Below are 17674 nucleotides of genomic sequence, written 5' to 3' on the forward strand. Positions count from 1 at the left end.
TGTGAGGCCGCATCTGCCAATCACCATAGAGATCGCCATGAGCAACTATCAGAAGATGATCAGCAGCCAGCCCTACAACTGCATGGCCCCTGAGCTGGATGTGATACGCCGGGAGACGGCCCGCCTCTATCGCCGTTTCAACAAGGCCGATGAGGAGGAAGAACAGCAGATCCTGCTGAAAGCGCTGGTGGGGGAGCTGGCGGAAGGGGCCTTCATCTGCCCGCCGTTCTACTGCACCTATGGCCGCCATGTCAGCCTGGGCGCCGACACCTACGTCAATATGGGGGCGACCTTTCTGGATAACGCGCCGATCCGCATCGGCGCCAACGTCATGATAGGGCCGAACGTGCAGATCTATACCGCCGCTCACGCGCTGGAGGCCGACGAACGCATCCAGGGGGTGGAGACGGCACTGCCGGTCACCATAGAAGACAGGGTCTGGATAGGGGGCGGCGCCATCCTGCTGCCCGGCGTCACCATAGGGCGGGACGCCATCGTCGGCGCTGGCTCGGTCGTGACCAGGGACGTCCCCGCCGGTGCCCGGGTGGTGGGCAATCCTGCCAGGGCCCTGCCCGTCAAACGCTGAGCCCGACGCCCTGCCGCAGTAGATAACAGCATGCCGGCATAGGCAACAATGCCGGCAGCATGGCGGCGCATCAGAATCGCGCCCATAAAAATAAAGCCCAATGTCACTGGGACGTTGGGCTGTAAAAAGGTGCTACGGAATTGCGACTCTCATCGCAGAATATTAGAAGGGGTCACCTTCTAAACTGGCAGAGGAATAATAACGGGGCGCAAACGTTTTACGTAGCGTAATCGACCAGGATTGAGAACAGTCTCTCAGTATTCAAAAAATTCCCCGCCGGCTCCTTTTTCCCTCTTGGCAAGTTCGCATTTTTCAGTACAGCCTGATGAGAATGTCACCAACAAAAAAAGCCCTTATAAATCAGGGTTTTTCTGTAAATAGGGCGCTTTAGAAGCGGCGGACAAATTCTGCCAGGGGCAACTCGCGCAGCTTGCGGGCCTCCAGCATGGGGGTGCCCAGGTAGAGGAAGCCCACCAGCTGATCCTCCTCGGCCAGCCCCAGCCCGGCGTTGATCTGCGCGTCGAAGATAAACCAGCCGGAGCGCCAGATGCCGTTGAAGCCCTGGGCCTGGGCCGCCATCTGCATCGCCATCAGGGCACAACCGGCGGAGAGCTCCTGCTCCAGCTTGGGCACCTTGAAGTGGGCCTGATAGCGGGTCGCCACGGCCACCAGCAGCGGGGCACGCAGCGGCGCGGCACGGCTCTTCTCGATGCTCTCCTCGTCTTCCCCACGGGCGCGGGCGACCTCGGCCAGCAAATCCCCGAGACGCTCCCGTCCCTCTCCCTCGAACAGGATGAACTGCCAGGGGGTCAGGGTACCGTGATCCGGTGCCCGCAGCCCCGCCTTGAGGATGTTGTCGAGCACCTCGCCGCTGGGGGCCGGGGTGGTCAGGCGACCACAGGAGTGACGGTTCAGTAACAGGTTGAGGGCATCCATGGGCGACTCCGTGTGTCAGGCAAGAAAGCGGGGCTATGATGGCGCTACCCTAGCACAGCCAGGGGACGTCGCAAAGGCGCCCCGACAGGGTCGGTTAGAAAGAATAAACCCCTGACTGGCAGGGGTTTATCACTATATCCGTTGCATTTTTGGTCAAATGACAGCAGCCAGCTCTGCCCCCTGCCGGATGGCCCGTTTCGCGTCCAGCTCGGCGGCCACGTCGGCACCGCCGATGATGTGCACCGGCTTGCCCGCCGCCTGCAGACCGGCTTGCAGCTCCCGCAGGGGCTCCTGCCCGGCGCAGATGATCACCTGATCCACCGGCAAGCATTGCTGGGTCTCCCCCACCATGATGTGCAGCCCTTCGTCATCCACGCGCAGGTACTGCACGCCGCTGAGCATCTGCACCTTGCGGTTCTTGAGCACGGTGCGGTGGATCCAGCCAGTAGTCTTGCCGAGCCCATCCCCCACCTTGCTCTCTTTTCGCTGCAGCAGCCAGATCTGGCGCTCGGGGGCGTCGATCTCGGGCTTGATCAGGCCGCCGCGCTCGCCGAGCTGCTTGTCGATGCCCCACTCCTTGAGCCAGTGGTCTCTGTGGTGATCGGCGTCGCCCTCCACTTTCTTGTCTACCAGATATTCCGCCACGTCGAAGCCGATCCCGCCGGCGCCGATCACCGCCACCTTCTGGCCCACCGGCTTGTGATCCCGCAGCACATCGAGGTAATTCAGCACCTTGGGATGCTCGATACCCGGAATGTTGGGGGTGCGCGGGCGGATGCCGGTGGCGAGGATCACCTCGTCGAAGCCGCCGCCGAGCAGGCTCTCTGCACTCTGGCGCTGGCCGAGATAGAGTTCGACGCCGCACTTCTCCAGCCGTCTGGCGAAGTAGCGCAGGGTCTCGTGGAACTCCTCCTTGCCCGGGATCTGCTTGGCGAAGTTGAACTGGCCGCCGATGGTCGGCGCCTGATCGAACAGGCTCACCTGATGGCCGCGCTCGGCGGCGTAGCAGGCGAACGCCAGACCCGCCGGGCCGGCCCCCACCACCGCCAGCTTCTTGGGCTGGGGCACCCGGCCGAAGGTGAGCTCGGTCTCGAAGCAGGCGCGGGGGTTGACCAAACAGGAGGCGCGTTTTTGCTTGAACACGTGATCGAGGCAGGCCTGGTTGCAGGCGATGCAGGTGTTGATCTCGTCCGCCCTGTCCTCCGCCGCCTTGATGACGAACTCGGGATCCGCGAGGAAGGGACGCGCCATGGAGACCATATCCGCCTCACCGCTGGCCAATATGCGCTCGGCCACCTCGGGGGTGTTGATACGGTTAGTGGTGATGAGCGGCACGGTGAGGTGCTTCTTGAGCTCAGCCGTCACCCAGCTGAAGGCGCCGCGCGGCACACTGGTGGCGATGGTGGGGATGCGCGCCTCGTGCCAGCCGATGCCGGTGTTGATCAGGCTGACCCCGGCCTGCTCCAGCGCCTTGCCGAGGACGATGACCTCCTCCAGGGAGGAGCCCTTCTCCACCAGATCCAGCATGGAGAGGCGGAAGATGATGATGAAGTCGGTGCCGACCCGCTCGCGGATGGCGCGCACGATTTCCAACGGGAAGCGCATGCGGTTGTCGGCACTGCCGCCCCAGCCGTCGGTGCGCTGATTGGTGCGCTCGCAGATGAACTGGTTGATGAGATAGCCTTCCGAGCCCATCACCTCGACTCCGTCATAACCGGCAGCCTTGGCCAGGGCGGCGGTGGCACCGAAGTCGCGGATGGTGCCGCGGATCTGGCGCTCGCTCATGGCGCGGGGCTTGAACGGGGAAATGGGGGCCTTGAGGGCGCTCGGCGCCAGGCTGAACGGATGGTAGGCGTAGCGACCTGCGTGCAGGATCTGCAGCGCTATCTTGCCCCCCTCCTGATGCACGGCGCCGGTCACCTTCTTGTGCTTGGCGACCTGCCAGGGGAAGCTCAGCTGGGAGCCGTGAGGCACCAGCCGTCCCCGCAGGTTGGGGGCAATGCCGCCGGTGACGATGAGGCCGACACCGCCCCGGGCCCGCTCGGCATAGAAGGCGGCCAGCTTGTCGAAGCCCCCCTTCTCCTCTTCGAGGCCGGTGTGCATGGAGCCCATCAGAACTCGGTTCTTGAGCTGGGTAAAGCCGAGATCGAGAGGGGTCAGAAGCGTAGGGTAACGGCTCATCATGAACTCCTTTTCGAGGCCAGCGCGCAGGAATCCATACGCAATACCCGGTTCCTGAGCTGGGTAAAGCCGAGATCGAGAGGGGTCAGCAGGGTTGGGTAACGGCTCATCATGAACTCCTTGTCGAGGCCGGCGCGCAGGAATCCATACGCAGGACTCTGCTTCGACGTTGGGTAAAGCCAAGGTCGAGGGGGGTCAGAAGCGTAGGGTAGCGGCTCACGGTGCCTCCAGTTAATTTTTTGTTATCAAACTGGGGCTAGAGTAAAGAATCGAAAATTCTTTTTCAAACAAATGTTTGGACATTTTTTCGGCGAACAGTCGTGCTCCGAGGGAAAGAGCAGAGGATCGCACTGGCAATCCAGCCCAGGCGGAAATGGCAATTGGCACTCCATCTGGTTAATAATGGCGTTTCTCTACCCATTAACAGGGCGATAACGCGGCTATGTCTATTTTCAAAGGTCTGGGGTGGCTGTTTCGCAGCCTCTGGCGTCTGCTCAACTTCACCCGGCTGATGCTGGTCAATCTGCTGTTTCTCATCATAGTGCTGGCCATCGTCTTCACCTTCGGCCAGAAAGAGGCGCCAAGCACCCCCATCGAAGGGGCCCTCACCCTCAACCTCTCCGGCGTACTGGTAGAACAGCGCACCCAAACCGATCCCGGCGTGCAACTGCTGCGGCAGGTGGACAGCAGCGACGATCAGCCGAGCGAGATCCTGATGTCCGATCTGCTGTGGGCCATCAAGAGCGCCAAGGATGACGATCGCATCAAGGCGCTGGTGCTCAAGCCCCAGGGGCTGCAAGGCACCAGCCTCTCCAAGCTGCAGGAGGTGGCGGCCGCCATCGACCAGTTCAAGGAGAGCGGCAAGCCAGTCATCGCCATGGCCGACTACTACGCGCAAGGCCCTTATCTGCTCGCCGCCCACGCCGATCACGTGCTCCTCAACCAGAGCGGTGCCGTGCTGATCGAGGGGCTCGGTGTCTACCAGACCTACTTCAAGTCGGCGCTGGAGAAACTCAACGTCACCCCCCACGTGTTCAAGGTCGGCACCTACAAGTCCTTCGTGGAGCCCTATACCCGGGACGAGATGTCGCCGGAGAGCAAGGAGGCGAACCAGCGCTGGCTGGATCAGCTGTGGCAATCCTATGTGAACGACGTGGCCGAAGAGCGGGAAATCGAACCCGATGCCGTTGCGCCGACCAAGGATCGCTTCCTCGAACTGCTGCGCAAGGCCGGTGGCAATGCCGCCAGCTACGCCCTCGACAACGGCCTGGTGGACGAGTTGGCCACCCGTGAGGAGATGACCCAGGCGGTCATCAAGGAGGTCGGGGAAGACAAGGATAACGGCTGGAAAGGGGTGGGCCTGAAGGAATATCTGGCCGCCATTCCCGAGCAGTATCCCCAGAATGGCAAGGATGAGGTGGGCCTCATCGTCGCCAGCGGTGCCATCATGGACGGCGTCCAGCCTGCCGGCACCATAGGCGGTGACAGCCTCGCCGATCTGCTGGCCGATGCCCGTCGTGACGATCAGGTCAAGGCACTGGTGCTGCGGGTCGACAGCCCGGGCGGCAGCGCCTTCGCCGCCGAGCAGATCCGTGCCGAGTTGCTGGCCCTGAAACAGGCCGGCAAGCCGGTGGTCATCTCCATGGGCAGCTACGCCGCCTCCGGTGGCTACTGGATCTCCGCCGATGCGGACAAGATCTTCGCCTCCCCCACCACCCTCACCGGCTCCATCGGGGTGTTCGGCATGTTCGCCACCATCGACAAGGCGCTGTCCCAGTACGGGGTGCATACCGATGGGGTCGGCACCACGGACTTCGTCGGTGTCGGCCTGACCCGGGCCCTGCCCGAACACGTCGGTCAGGCTATTCAGCTCAGCGTAGAAGACACCTACCAGCGCTTCGTCGGTCTGGTGGGCAAGGGCCGTGGCCTGAGCCCGGAAGAGGCGGAGAAAGCCGCCGAAGGCCGGGTCTGGACAGGTCAGGACGCCAAGGAACTGGGGCTGGTTGACGAATTCGGCAATCTGGACGACGCCCTGCAGGCGGCCGCCGATCTCGCCAACCTCAAAAGCTGGCAGGTCACCCCCATAGAGCAGGAAGAGTCGGCACGGGACAAGTTCCTGCGCGAGCTGTTCGACAGCAGCGCCCGCGCCCTGGCTCCCCATGTGCAGAGCTTGCTGCCCGCGGGCATTGGCAAGGCGCTGGTCGAGGTGAACAAGGGGCTGGATCCGCTGATCCGCTTCAACGACCCCCAAGGCACCTATGCCTTCTGCCCGGTCTGCCTCCCTTGACGGGAAACTGAAGAATAAAAAAACCGCCATCCGGCGGTTTTTTTATTGGGGCGGCGTCAGGCTCAGCCCAGCAGCCCGGCGTCGAACCAGTGTTGCAGCTCCGCCAGCACCCGGGTCTCGCGCACCGTCCATTGGGGGCAGGGACCGGCCAGCTGGGTCTTGTTGGTCTGCAGGGCTTCGTCCAGCGGGAACCAGCCTGGGGTGAAGCCGAGCCGTATCTCGTAGGGCTGGGGACGCGGCTCGCTCCAGGCCTCGCCCAGCTGGCAGAGATAGTAGAAGGAGTGAATGCAGTAGGCGTCGTAGGCCGCCTCCCTGGCGGCACGAAACTCCCGCGTCTCGCCGAGCAGGGCCCCCACAGCCAGCAGCTCGGCGCCGCACTCCTCCCGCAGCTCCCGGGCCAGCGCCTTGCCGTGACACTCCCCCGCCTCTATGCCACCGCCCGGGAACATGAGATCCCCGTTGACGCGGGAATGCACCATCAGCAGCTCGTCACCACGCAGCACCACGGCCCTGACGGTGGTGCGCTCGAGCACTCGCCCGTCGCACATGACCTGGCCATGGACGAGACGGATATCGAAGGGGTGGGCCCACTGGGCATCTGGCTGAACAGGGATCATCAGGATCGGTATGCCCCGCGCGTGAGTTGAATGATGAGGATGGCCGCCCTGGAAACTGGTCATGGTGCCCGTCGGCCTGGTAACAAGCCTCGCCCGCCACGGCCACCATCAACTAGCAAATCGGCTACATATCCATTACAATGCGCGCGCCATATAAGGCCGCGATCGCAGAATAATATAACGAAATACACAGCCCTACACTGATCTGCTTTCGACGAATTTCTATTTTTCCAGCAATTTGCCCAACAACGTGAAATAAAGGATCTGGTTAATGACCCACGAGCACTACTTGCAGGCGTGGCAGGAGAGCCAGGCGCTCGCCGAAGCCATGCAACCCTTGATAGGCCGCCTCTACCGCCAGCAAGGGATAGAGATCACCGTCTTCGGACGCCCCCTGCAAAACGCCTCCACCATCGACATCCTCAAGGCCCACAGGGTCGTTCGCCGCCACCAGGGCGCCCCGCTCCCCATCCAGCAAAGCTTCCCCCTGCTGTGCGCCATAGTCGCGCTGAACCCGACCGCCGCCGAAGTGGATCTCGGCAAGCTGACCGTCGGTTACTGGCAGGATCATGAGGATGAGGCGGGCATCGAAGACTACCTGAGCGCCAAGCTGGCGCCGGCCCTGAACCAGGGTGCCGTGCCAGCGCCCACCGACGTGGTGCTGTACGGCTTTGGCCGCATCGGCCGCCTGCTGGCGCGGTTGCTGATCGAGCGCACCGGTGCCGCCAACTCGTTGCGTCTGCGCGCCATAGTAGTGCGCGGCGGCCGCGAGGGGGATCTGGAGAAGCGTGCCAGCCTGCTGCGCCGCGACTCGGTACACGGCCCCTTCAACGGCTCCATCGAGGTGGACAGCGAGCGCAGCGCCATCATCGCCAACGGCACCTTCATTCAGGTGATCTACGCCAACAGCCCGGCGGACATCGACTACACGGCCCATGGCATTCAGAACGCGCTGATCGTCGACAACACCGGGGTCTGGCGCGATGAGGCCGGCCTGTCCGAGCACCTCAAGGCCCGTGGCGCCGCCCGGGTGCTGCTGACCGCCCCCGGCAAGGGGGAGATGAAGAACGTGGTGTTCGGGGTCAACCACGAGGTGATAGGTCCGGATGACAAGATCATCTCCGCCGCCTCCTGCACCACCAACGCCATCACCCCCGTGCTCAAGGTGATGCAGGACAAATACGGCATCCGCCACGGCCACGTGGAGACGGTGCACTCCTACACCAACGATCAGAACCTGATCGACAACTATCACAAGGGTGAGCGCCGCGGTCGCAGCGCCGCCCTCAACATGGTGATGACCAGCACGGGGGCCGCCAAGGCGGTGGCCAAGGCGCTGCCCGAGCTCAAGGGCAAGCTGACCGGCAACGCCATCCGGGTACCGACCCCCAATGTGTCCTTGGCCATCATCAATCTGTCCCTGGAGCAGGCCACCGACAGAGAGAGCCTCAACGCCTATCTGCAACAGATGTCGCTGAGCTCGGCCCTGCATCGCCAGATCGATTTCAGCGCCAGCACCGAGCTGGTCTCCTCCGACATGGTGGGCTCCCGCTTCGCGGGCATAGTGGACTCCCAGGCCACCATCGCCGAGGGGGATCACTGCGTGCTGTACGTGTGGTATGACAACGAATTCGGGTACAGTTGTCAGGTAGTGCGGGTGATGGAGCAGATGGCCGGCGTAGTCCGTCAGGATCTACCGGCGTAGTCCGCCAGGATCTACCGGCATAGTCCGCCAGGATCTGCCCGCCTAATCCCCTCATGGCTCAACGTTTTCAAGGAGAGGCCGGATGTCATTTCAGCAAGTCATAGGGCAGATGCCCAGGGAAGTGTACGAGCGGCTCAAGACCGCGGTCGAACTCGGCAAGTGGCCCGATGGCCAACCCCTCACCGAGGAGCAGAAGGCCACCTCGCTGCAGGCCGTGATGGCCTGGCAGGCGATGCACCTTGAGGATCCCGAGCACATGAACATAGGCCGCGACGGCGAGATAGTGATGAAGAGCAAGAGCGAACTCAAGCGTCAGTATCGCGACGAGGAAGAGATAGTCCGAATCGAGATCAGTCACTGAGCCTTGCTGCGAGCCCAGCTCGCACGCCATAGCAAAGAGGGGAGCCAATATGGCTCCCCTCTTTATTTCTCTTCCCTCTGCAGGGGATATTTCCCCCTCATCCCCAACCCTTCTCCCGCCAGGGGAGAAGGGAGCAGGTCGGTTACCTGCGAATGCATCGCAGCCAATCCGTTGCCAAAGCATCCCTAGCCAATGTTCATTGTGGCCCTAACTCGGTCCCCTCTCCCCCTGGGAGAGGGCTAGGGTGAGGGCGCTCCTCAGGGCGTCAGCTCGCCGCGCAGGGACTGCTGCATCAGCTCGCGAATGCGTGGGGCCGGCAGATCCTGGCTCAGCAGGAAGTGCAGCTTGGTCAGCGCCGCCTCGGCTGTCATGTCGAAGCCCGAGATGACCCCGGCGCGGGACAGGGCGTTGCCGGTGGCATAGCCCCCCATGTTGACCTTGCCGTGCAGGCACTGGCTCAGGTTGACAATGATGACGCCCCGGGCCGAGGCCTCGGACAGCAGCGCCAGCATGGCCGGGTTCTGCGGCGCATTGCCCACCCCGAAGGAGAGCAGGATCAGCGCCCGCACCGGCTGTTGCAGTATATTGGCGATCACTTCCGCCGAGATGCCGGGATAGAGGGTCACCACGCCGATGGGCTGGGGGGTGATGTCGTGCAGCACCAGCGGCCGCTCGGAGGGCAATCCCAGCTCCCCCGCCTCCAGGGAGATGGCGATGCCGGCATTGAGCAGCGGCGGGTAGTTCGGCGAATCGAAGGCGTGGAAGCCGTCCGCGTGCACCTTCTTGCTGCGATTGCCGCGATAGAGCTGGTTGTTGAAGAACAGCGTCACCTCGTGGATCGGGTAGTTGGCCGCGATGTAGAGCGCGTTGAGCAGGTTCTGCTGGCCATCGGAGCGCAGCTCGGCCAGCGGGATCTGGGAGCCGGTGATGATCACCGGCTTGTGCAAGTCTTCCAGCATGAAGGAGAGCGCCGAGGCGGTGAACGACATGGTGTCGGTGCCGTGCAGGATCACGAAGCCATCGTACTGGTCGTAGTTGTCCCGAATGTCCTCGGCGATGCGCTGCCAGTCTGCCGGGGTCATGTCGGAGGAGTCGATGAGGGGGGCATATTCGTGAATATGGTAGGACGGCATCTCGGGCCGATGAAACTCGGGCATCCGCGCCAGACAATCTTCCATGAAGCCCGCCATCGGCACATAGCCGTGATCGGAACGCTGCATCCCTATGGTACCGCCTGTGTAGGCGATGTAGATCGACTTCTTCACACCCTCTCCTCTCGTGAGCCAAACCGGCAAATCATCTAACTATGTGGTGAACCGACAACATTGTGGCCCATCCCTTTCTCACTGCCGAACAACAACGCGGACATCCTTCATGGGTCGCAACCCCATGGCCTCCCATCGTTCAATCATGGCCGGGATCCGGCACATCATCCGATGACAGTCACTCGACGCCACAGTAAGCCATCCGAACCTTAACCCGGGCTGAAAGCCCGGCGAATTATAAAGACTGACACCCCGAATGACAGCAGCTGGATCACAAATCCGGATCGCGGGCCCCCTCCCCCCAGTAGCATTAAATGTTAATATAAAGTACAAGAATGACCGTTAATACGATGAAAATGGATATTAATGGTGGTTTTTGCTATCCTCCGCCGGATTTTGCATAAATCCCATCTCGATGCCTGCAGATATCAGGCACGCATAGTTCCCATTTTTACGTGGGATCGGGCATCTCGCCCCTTCTGAATTGGCAACTGAGCCACACTATTTTCCATCCCGGCTGAATCTGTGCGTCTTCACCCCTGAAGACACAGCCAATCAACATGGGAGTACCGAATGATACAACTTGATTCTTATGCCACTCTGGTCGCCGCCACCCTGGTGCTGCTGCTCGGTCGTTCGCTGGTCAACCGGATCAACGTGCTGCGCACCTTCAGTATCCCCAAACCCGTTGCAGGGGGCCTGCTGGTCGCCCTGGTGCTGGTGCTGCTGCGTGCCAGCATGGACGTGGAGCTGCGCTTCGATACCGCATTCCAGACGCCACTGATGCTGGCCTTCTTCGCCTCCATCGGCCTCTCCGCCGATCTGGGCAGCCTCAAGCGGGGCGGCAAGGCGGTGTTCACCTTCCTGCTGGTGGTGACCGGCCTGCTGCTGATGCAGAACGTGCTGGGGGTGGGCCTCGCCACCCTGCTCGGCCTGGATCCGCTGATGGGACTGCTGGCCGGCTCCATTACCCTGTCCGGCGGCCACGGCACAGGCGCTGCCTGGGGTGCCATCTTCAGCGAGAAGTACGGCCTGCAATCCGCCACCGAGCTGGCCATGGCCTGTGCCACCTTCGGCCTGGTGCTGGGTGGCCTGATCGGCGGCCCGGTCGCCCGCCATCTGGTGAAGAAGGTGCAGGTGCCCGGCGCCGAGCACAACAGTGACGAAGCCCCCCAGGGCTTCGAGATGCCGGAGATGGAACGCCCCATCACCACCTACAGCCTGATCGAGACGGTGGCACTGCTCGCCATCTGCCTGAAGGGGGGCGAACTGCTCTCCCTTTACCTCAAGGGCAGCGCCCTCGAGCTGCCGGTCTTCGTCTGCGTGCTGTTCACCGGCGTCTTGCTGCGCAACATGCTGGCCCTGCTCAAGTGGCACGAGGTGAGCGATAGGGAAGTCTCCCTGCTCGGCAACGTCAGCCTGTCCCTGTTCCTCGCCATGGCACTGATGAGCCTGAAGCTGTGGGATCTGGCGAGCCTGGCCCTACCCATCTTCATCCTGCTGGCCGTGCAGACCATAGCGATGGCGCTCTACGCCAGCTTCGTCACCTTCAAGGTCATGGGCAGCAACTACGACGCGGCCGTGCTGGCGGCGGGCCACTGCGGCTTCGGTCTCGGGGCCACCCCGACCGCCATTGCCAACATGCAGGCCATCACCCAGCGCTTCGGTCCGTCCCACATGGCGTTCCTGGTGGTGCCCATGGTCGGCGCCTTCTTCATCGACATCATCAACGCCATGGTGATCAAGCTGTTCCTGGCGATGCCCTTCCTGTAAGGCACGGCGCCGCATTGAACATGCAAAAGAGCCCACCTCCCGGTGGGCTCTTTTATTGAGGCTCGCCACCGAGCCACGTCAACAAGAAACAAGGCCAAGAAAAAGCCCCGCACTCTGGTGCGGGGCTTTTGCATGCTGGCGTGAACTTATCCCTTACAAGATAAAGGTCGACACCTGCTGGTTCAGGTTGGTGGCACGGCCCTTGAGGCCCTGCGCCTGATCCAGGTCGCGCATGGCGGCGGCGGTGATCTCGTCGCTCACGTCCTTGATGGCGGTGGTGTTCTGGGTGATCTCGCCGGTCACCTGGGTCTGTTCCTCGGCGGCGGTGGCGATCTGGCCAGCCATGTCGGAAATCAGTGACACCGCCTGGGTGATCTCTTCGAGCGCGGCGGCGGCGGCATCGGCGTCTTTCACGCTGTTGTCCGCCAGCCCCTGGCTGGTCTGCATCAGGCTCACCGCACGGGCCGTGGTCTGCTGCAGCGTCTCTATGGTCGCCTGGATCTCCTGGGTGGAGTCCTGAGTACGGCGGGACAGCACCCGCACCTCGTCCGCCACCACGGCGAAGCCACGGCCCTGCTCACCGGCGCGCGCCGCTTCGATGGCCGCGTTCAGCGCCAGCAGGTTGGTCTGCTCGGCGATGCCCTGAATGGTGGAGAGGATGCCGGAGATGGCCTGGGCATGGCGGCTCAGCTCGCCGATGACGCCGGTGGCCTGACCCACTTCCTCCGCCAGGTTGTTGATGGAGGCCCGGGTCTGGTTCACCAGCATCTTGCCCTGCTCGCTGCTCTGGGCAGATTGCTGGGCGGCGGCGGCGGTGTTCTCGGCGTTGCCGGCGATCTCCATGGTGGCACTCGCCATCTCGGTGACCGCGGTGGCGACCATGGTCACCTCCTGCTGTTGACGCTGCAGCTCTTCCACCGCGGCCTGGTTGGTCACCAAGCTGCGCTCCGCATCGGCGTTCAGCTCGTTCGCCAGCTGGCGGATGTTGCCGATCAGCTGATGCTGACTGCCGACGAAGCGGTTGAAGCTGTTGGCCAGCTGGCCCACTTCGTCGTTCGCGTCGATCTTGATGCGCTGGGTCAGATCGCCGTTACCGTCGGCGATGCGGGCCAGAGCCTGGGAGACCTTGCCGAGCGGGCCGAGCAGCAGGCTCACCAGCCAGGAGATGGCGAGGATGCTGCCCACCAGCACCAGCAGGGCCAGGCCGAGCTGGGTCAGCAGCAGGGAGGAGAGCGGCGCCTCCAGGGTGGCCTTGTCCAGCACCAGCACCAGCTCCCAGTCGGTGTCCGGGATGTCCACCGCCCACAGCAGCTTGTCACGGCCTTCGTTGTCGAAGTAGGCCGGCACCAGGCTCTGGCTCGCCTTGCTCTGCTCGATCAGGCCGTTGGTCAGATCGTTGTCGATCTCGGTGGCCGGCTTCATCGCCTTGGCCGCGTCCTTGTACGCGATGACGGTGCCATCCTTGTGCATCATGATGGCCATGCCGTCGGCGGGCAGCTTCATCCGGGTGACATCTTCCACCAGGGAGGCGATGGAGAGATCGCCGCCGACTACCCCACCCTGCGCGGGCTGGGCCAGGGTCACCACCATGATGTTGTAGGCCACGTCCAGGTAGGGTTTGGTCACGATCAGACCGCCCTTGCCCATGGCTTCCTGATACCAGCCACGGGAGCGGGGATCATAGCCATCGCGGTTGATGGAGGGATCGGAGTCGTTCATCTTGCCGCTGCCCTCACCGAAATAGGTGAGCTGGAAGCGACCGGACACCTGGGCCTGTTGCAGGGCGTTGAGGGGCTCGGGGCTGGCCTTGCTGCCGAGGGCCTGGATCACGTCACGACGGGCGGAGAGCCAGTCGCTGATCCGTTCGGCCTGCTGGCTACCGAGGCGTTGCACCTGCTCCTGACTGCCTTGCAGCAGCAGGGACTTCTGACTGGTATAGCTCTGCCAGGAGAGCAACAGGATCACCAGGGAGAGGGCGATCACCACAGACAACAGTATCTTCTGCTTGAGTGATAGGTTCTTCATCGTATGTTCTTCTTGTGAGTCAGGAACAGGATTGCTCGGAAAGTGCGTGGCACTGTGCGTTGTTAACGGCCGGGCGGTGCCAAACTGAAGTGGGGACTGAGGTAATCGACGATATTTTCCTCGTAAAGGGGAAAATGACGGCAGAAATTGATCACAGTAGGCGACCCGAGCCAGCCAACCCTGTTTATTCCTTCCGCAATTGGCTAGAATATCCCGTTTTTAAATCACATCGACCCCGAGAGTTTTCACGATGTTTGAAGTCAATCCTGTATTAAACAAGCTTAAGGAGCTGTCTGAGAGGACCGAGCTGCTTAGGGGGTACCTTTGACTATGACGCCAAGAAAGAGCGTCTAGAAGAGGTCAATGCCGAGCTGGAACAGCCGGACGTATGGAACGAACCCGAGCGCGCACAGGCGCTGGGCAAGGAGCGCGTGTCGCTCGAAAACGTGGTCAGCACCATAGATACCCTGACTCAGGGTGTCGATGACGTGGAGATGCTGGTGAGCCTGGCCGTCGAAGGGGAAGACGAAGAGACCTTCAACGAAGCCGTGGTCGAGGCCGACGGTCTCGAAGCCAAGCTGGTGGATCTCGAATTCCGCCGCATGTTCTCCGGCCAGCACGACGGTTCCGACTGCTACATCGACATCCAGTCCGGTTCCGGTGGCACCGAGGCCCAGGACTGGGCCAACATGGTGCTGCGCATGTACCTGCGCTGGGGCGATGCCCACGGCTACAAGCCGGAGCTGATCGAACTGTCCGACGGCGACGTAGCCGGCATCAAGTCTGCCACCGTCAAGTTCACCGGCGAGTATGCGTTCGGCTGGTTGCGCACCGAGACCGGCGTCCACCGCCTGGTCCGTAAATCGCCGTTCGATTCCGGTGGCCGCCGCCACACCTCGTTCTGCTCGGTGTTCGTCTACCCCGAGATCGACGATGACATCGAGATCGACATCAACCCGGCCGACCTGCGGATCGACGTCTACCGTGCCTCCGGCGCCGGTGGTCAGCACGTCAACCGGACCGAGTCTGCGGTGCGGATCACCCACGTCCCGACCGGCGTCGTGGTGCAGTGCCAGAACGACCGTTCCCAGCACAAGAACAAAGATCAGTGTATGAAGCAGCTGAAGGCCAAGCTCTATGAGCTGGAAATTCAGAAGCAGAACGCTGAGAAGCAAGCCCTCGAAGAGACCAAGTCCGACATCGGCTGGGGCAGTCAGATCCGCTCCTACGTACTGGATGACTCCCGTATCAAGGATTTGCGCACCGGCATCGAGACCCGTAATACCCAATCGGTACTCGATGGCGACTTGGACAAGTTTATCGAAGCCAGCCTGAAATCAGGCCTGTAAACAGAGCAGCAGGAATCACCATGTCTGAACAAACCACCACTCCGGCAGTCGAGAACCAGCTCGAACTGAACAACGAGATGCAGGAGCGTCGCTCCAAGCTGGCCGCCCTGCGCGCCCAGGGCAACCCCTTCCCCAACGATTTTCGTCGTGACAGCCTGTCCGGCGATCTGCACGCCGAGTTCGGCGACAAGAGCGCCGATGAGCTGGCGGCCTTGGGTAAACGGGTGAAGATTGCCGGTCGCATCATGACCCGCCGGATCATGGGTAAGGCTTCCTTCGCGACCCTGCAGGACATGGCTGGCAAGATCCAGGTCTACGTGACCCGTGACGATCTGCCGGAAGGCTTCTACAACGAACAGTTCAAGAAGTGGGATCTGGGGGACATCGTCGGCGTGGAAGGGACTCTGTTCCGCACCAACACCGGTGAGCTCTCCGTTCACGTCTCCACCATCCGTCTGCTGACCAAGGCGCTGCGTCCGCTGCCCGAGAAGCACAAGGGCCTGACCGATCAGGAAGCTCGCTGCCGCCAGCGCTACCTGGATTTGATCGCCAACGAAGAGTCCCGCAAGACCTTCATGATCCGCACCCAGGTGGTCGCCGGCATCCGCAAGTTCTTCAACGAGAAGCGCTTCATGGAAGTGGAAACCCCCATGATGCAGGTCATCCCGGGTGGTGCCTCCGCACGTCCGTTCGTCACTCACCACAATGCGCTGGACATCGACATGTACCTGCGTATCGCCCCGGAGCTCTATCTGAAGCGTCTGGTGGTCGGTGGTTTCGAGCGTGTGTACGAGATCAACCGCAACTTCCGTAACGAAGGCATCTCGGTGCGTCACAACCCCGAGTTCACCATGATCGAGTTCTACATGGCGTATGCCGACTACATCGATCTGATGGACCTGACCGAGGAGCTGCTGCGCACCCTGGCCCAGGACATCCTGGGTGACACCAAGATCCGTTACGCCAAAGAGGGCGAAGAGGGCCTGACCATCGATTTCGGTCAGCCGTTCCAGCGCCTCACCATGGTCGAGTCCATCCTCAAGTTCAACGCGGATGTGACCCTGGACGATCTGGCCACCCTGGAGAGCGCCAAGGCTGTCGCCAAGCGTCTGCACATCGATCTGATGAAGGGCTGGGAACTGGGCCACGTGATCACCGCGATCTTCGAAGAGACCGTTGAGCACATGCTGCTGCAACCGACATTCATCACAGAATATCCGGCTGCCGTTTCCCCACTGGCTCGTCGCAACGACCAGAACCCGGACGTGACCGACCGCTTCGAATTCTTCATCGGTGGCCGCGAGCTGGCCAACGGCTTCTCCGAGCTGAACGATGCGGAAGATCAGGCCAAGCGCTTCCAGGATCAGGTGAACCAGAAAGAAGCCGGTGACGACGAAGCCATGTTCTACGACGCGGACTTCGTGACCGCGCTGGAGCACGGCCTGCCGCCCACTGCCGGTCAGGGCATTGGTATCGACCGTCTGGTGATGCTGTTCACCAACAGCCACACCATCCGCGACGTCATCCTGTTCCCGGCCCTGCGTCCGCAACAGAAATAAGCCCGAGGCGCAGGCCTGGCCTGCTATTTGAGCGCAACAAAACGCCCCGCATCTGCGGGGCGTTTTTTATGGTGAACACAAACCTGCGGCGAGCGGCCGGGAGCGGGTCGCGGCTTATGCGCCGGGCGCCAGCAGCCACTCCCCCTGCCACAGGGTCAGCGCCCGACCCGCCATCAACACCCTGTCCCCCTCCAGCCGCAGTTGCAGCTCTCCGCCCCGTGCCGAGATCTGGCGAGCCTTCAGTTGGCTCTTGCCGAGCCGTTCGGCCCAGAACGGCACCAGGGCGCTGTGATTGGAGCCGGTGACCGGATCCTCGTCCACCCCGACCCAGGGGGCGAAGTAGCGGGAGACGAAATCATCATCCCCGCGGCTGGACGGCGCCGTCACCATCAGGCCGCGACCGGGCAGGGCCCGTAGCGCGTGGAAGTCCGGTTTGAGTGCCCTCACCTCCTCCTCGCTTGCCAACTCCAGCAAGAACTTGGCGCCAACGGCCAGGGTTTGCAGCGGCTGGCAGCCCAGCGCGGCGGCGTAGGCCGGATCCAGGGTCAGGGGTGCAAGCGAGAGACGGGGGAAGTCGAGCCAAATCCAGTCGCCCTCCCGCGCCGCGGTCAAGACGCCGCTGCGGGTCTCGAAGCGCAGCATCTCGTCAACTGCCGCCAGCCCGGCCTCCCAGAGGGCGTGGGCCGCCGCCAGGGTGCCGTGGCCACAGAGATCCACCTCCAGCGCCGGGGTGAACCAGCGCAGCCCATAGTGCGCTTTCCCTATCGGCGTGAGGAAAGCGGTCTCCGACAGGTTGAACTCGGCCGCCATGGCCTGCAGCTCGGCATCGCTTCGCTCCGGCCCCAGCACCACCACGGCCGGGTTGCCACCAAAGGGGCGCTGACTGAAGGCATTGACATGAAACAGTTTGGTCGTCGACATGGGGTGTCCTGTGAGGCGGCATAAAGGGATTCATTACAGCTCTTTTATACCACCGAGCCCCGGCACCGGGCAGTCTGATGACTTTCTAAATTCATAAATAGCATAAAGA

Annotated in this window: 13 protein-coding genes; 7 read left to right on the forward strand and 6 right to left on the reverse strand. The window is 62.4% G+C overall.

The features are described from left to right. Window positions 1-37: 37 nt before the first annotated feature. Window positions 38-586: a sugar O-acetyltransferase gene (locus BN1124_RS18105; protein WP_042644190.1), complete on the forward strand. Its 549-nt coding sequence runs from the start codon at window positions 38-40 to the stop codon at window positions 584-586. A 387-nt stretch (window positions 587-973) separates the two neighbouring features. Here BN1124_RS18105 and BN1124_RS18110 read toward each other — a convergent pair whose 3' ends face one another. Together BN1124_RS18110 and BN1124_RS18115 are read right to left on the reverse strand one after the other, a co-directional pair. Further along, the gene (locus BN1124_RS18110) at window positions 974-1522 is read right to left on the reverse strand and encodes an NAD(P)H nitroreductase (RefSeq protein ID WP_042644191.1); all 549 of its coding nucleotides are present in this window, start codon (window positions 1520-1522) and stop codon (window positions 974-976) included. 153 nt (window positions 1523-1675) lie between these two features. Beyond that, window positions 1676-3703: an oxidoreductase gene (locus BN1124_RS18115; RefSeq protein WP_042644193.1), complete on the reverse strand. Its 2028-nt coding sequence runs from the start codon at window positions 3701-3703 to the stop codon at window positions 1676-1678. A 442-nt stretch (window positions 3704-4145) separates the two neighbouring features. Between BN1124_RS18115 and sppA the strand changes: the two genes are divergently transcribed. After that, window positions 4146-5990: a signal peptide peptidase SppA gene (gene sppA, locus BN1124_RS18120; protein ID WP_042644195.1), complete on the forward strand. Its 1845-nt coding sequence runs from the start codon at window positions 4146-4148 to the stop codon at window positions 5988-5990. Window positions 5991-6052: 62 nt separating this feature from the next. On the opposite strand, the gene BN1124_RS18125 is transcribed toward sppA, so the two are convergent. Then, window positions 6053-6607 carry an NUDIX domain-containing protein gene (locus BN1124_RS18125; protein ID WP_042644196.1) on the reverse strand — a complete coding sequence of 185 codons (555 nt, stop codon included), beginning with the start codon at window positions 6605-6607 and terminating at the stop codon, window positions 6053-6055. Between the two features lie 271 nt (window positions 6608-6878). Here BN1124_RS18125 and BN1124_RS18130 point away from each other — a divergent pair, with 271 nt between their 5' ends. Together BN1124_RS18130 and BN1124_RS18135 are read left to right on the forward strand one after the other, a co-directional pair. After that, window positions 6879-8312 (forward strand): glyceraldehyde-3-phosphate dehydrogenase, encoded by a 1434-nt coding sequence (locus tag BN1124_RS18130; RefSeq protein WP_042644198.1) that lies wholly within the window; start codon window positions 6879-6881, stop codon window positions 8310-8312. 82 nt (window positions 8313-8394) lie between these two features. Next, a complete protein-coding gene (locus BN1124_RS18135; RefSeq protein WP_033132416.1) occupies window positions 8395-8673 on the forward strand; it encodes a YeaC family protein in 279 nt (92 codons plus the stop codon). A gap of 257 nt (window positions 8674-8930) precedes the next feature. Here the strand turns inward: BN1124_RS18135 and ansA are convergent, their stop codons facing one another. Further along, a complete protein-coding gene (gene ansA, locus BN1124_RS18140; RefSeq protein WP_042644200.1) occupies window positions 8931-9938 on the reverse strand; it encodes an asparaginase in 1008 nt (335 codons plus the stop codon). 573 nt (window positions 9939-10511) lie between these two features. Here ansA and gltS point away from each other — a divergent pair. Continuing rightward, the gene (gene gltS, locus BN1124_RS18145; RefSeq protein ID WP_042644202.1) at window positions 10512-11711 is read left to right on the forward strand and encodes a sodium/glutamate symporter; all 1200 of its coding nucleotides are present in this window, start codon (window positions 10512-10514) and stop codon (window positions 11709-11711) included. A gap of 153 nt (window positions 11712-11864) precedes the next feature. Here the strand turns inward: gltS and BN1124_RS18150 are convergent, their stop codons facing one another. After that, window positions 11865-13736 (reverse strand): methyl-accepting chemotaxis protein, encoded by a 1872-nt coding sequence (locus BN1124_RS18150; RefSeq protein ID WP_042644204.1) that lies wholly within the window; start codon window positions 13734-13736, stop codon window positions 11865-11867. A gap of 250 nt (window positions 13737-13986) precedes the next feature. Between BN1124_RS18150 and prfB the strand changes: the two genes are divergently transcribed. Beyond that, a protein-coding gene (prfB, locus tag BN1124_RS18155) for a peptide chain release factor 2 (RefSeq protein ID WP_156128434.1) occupies window positions 13987-15085 on the forward strand; the annotation gives its coding sequence in 2 pieces (ribosomal slippage) (window positions 13987-14061 and window positions 14063-15085; 1098 coding nt in all). Between the two features lie 20 nt (window positions 15086-15105). After that, window positions 15106-16644, forward strand: a complete 1539-nt coding sequence (gene lysS, locus BN1124_RS18160; protein WP_042644207.1) for a lysine--tRNA ligase — start codon at window positions 15106-15108, stop codon at window positions 16642-16644. 114 nt (window positions 16645-16758) lie between these two features. On the opposite strand, the gene BN1124_RS18165 is transcribed toward lysS, so the two are convergent. After that, window positions 16759-17565 (reverse strand): PhzF family phenazine biosynthesis protein, encoded by an 807-nt coding sequence (locus BN1124_RS18165; RefSeq protein ID WP_042644209.1) that lies wholly within the window; start codon window positions 17563-17565, stop codon window positions 16759-16761. Window positions 17566-17674 lie beyond the last annotated feature (109 nt).

The sequence above is a fragment of the Aeromonas eucrenophila genome (assembly GCF_000819865.1).
Lineage (GTDB): Bacteria > Pseudomonadota > Gammaproteobacteria > Enterobacterales > Aeromonadaceae > Aeromonas > Aeromonas eucrenophila.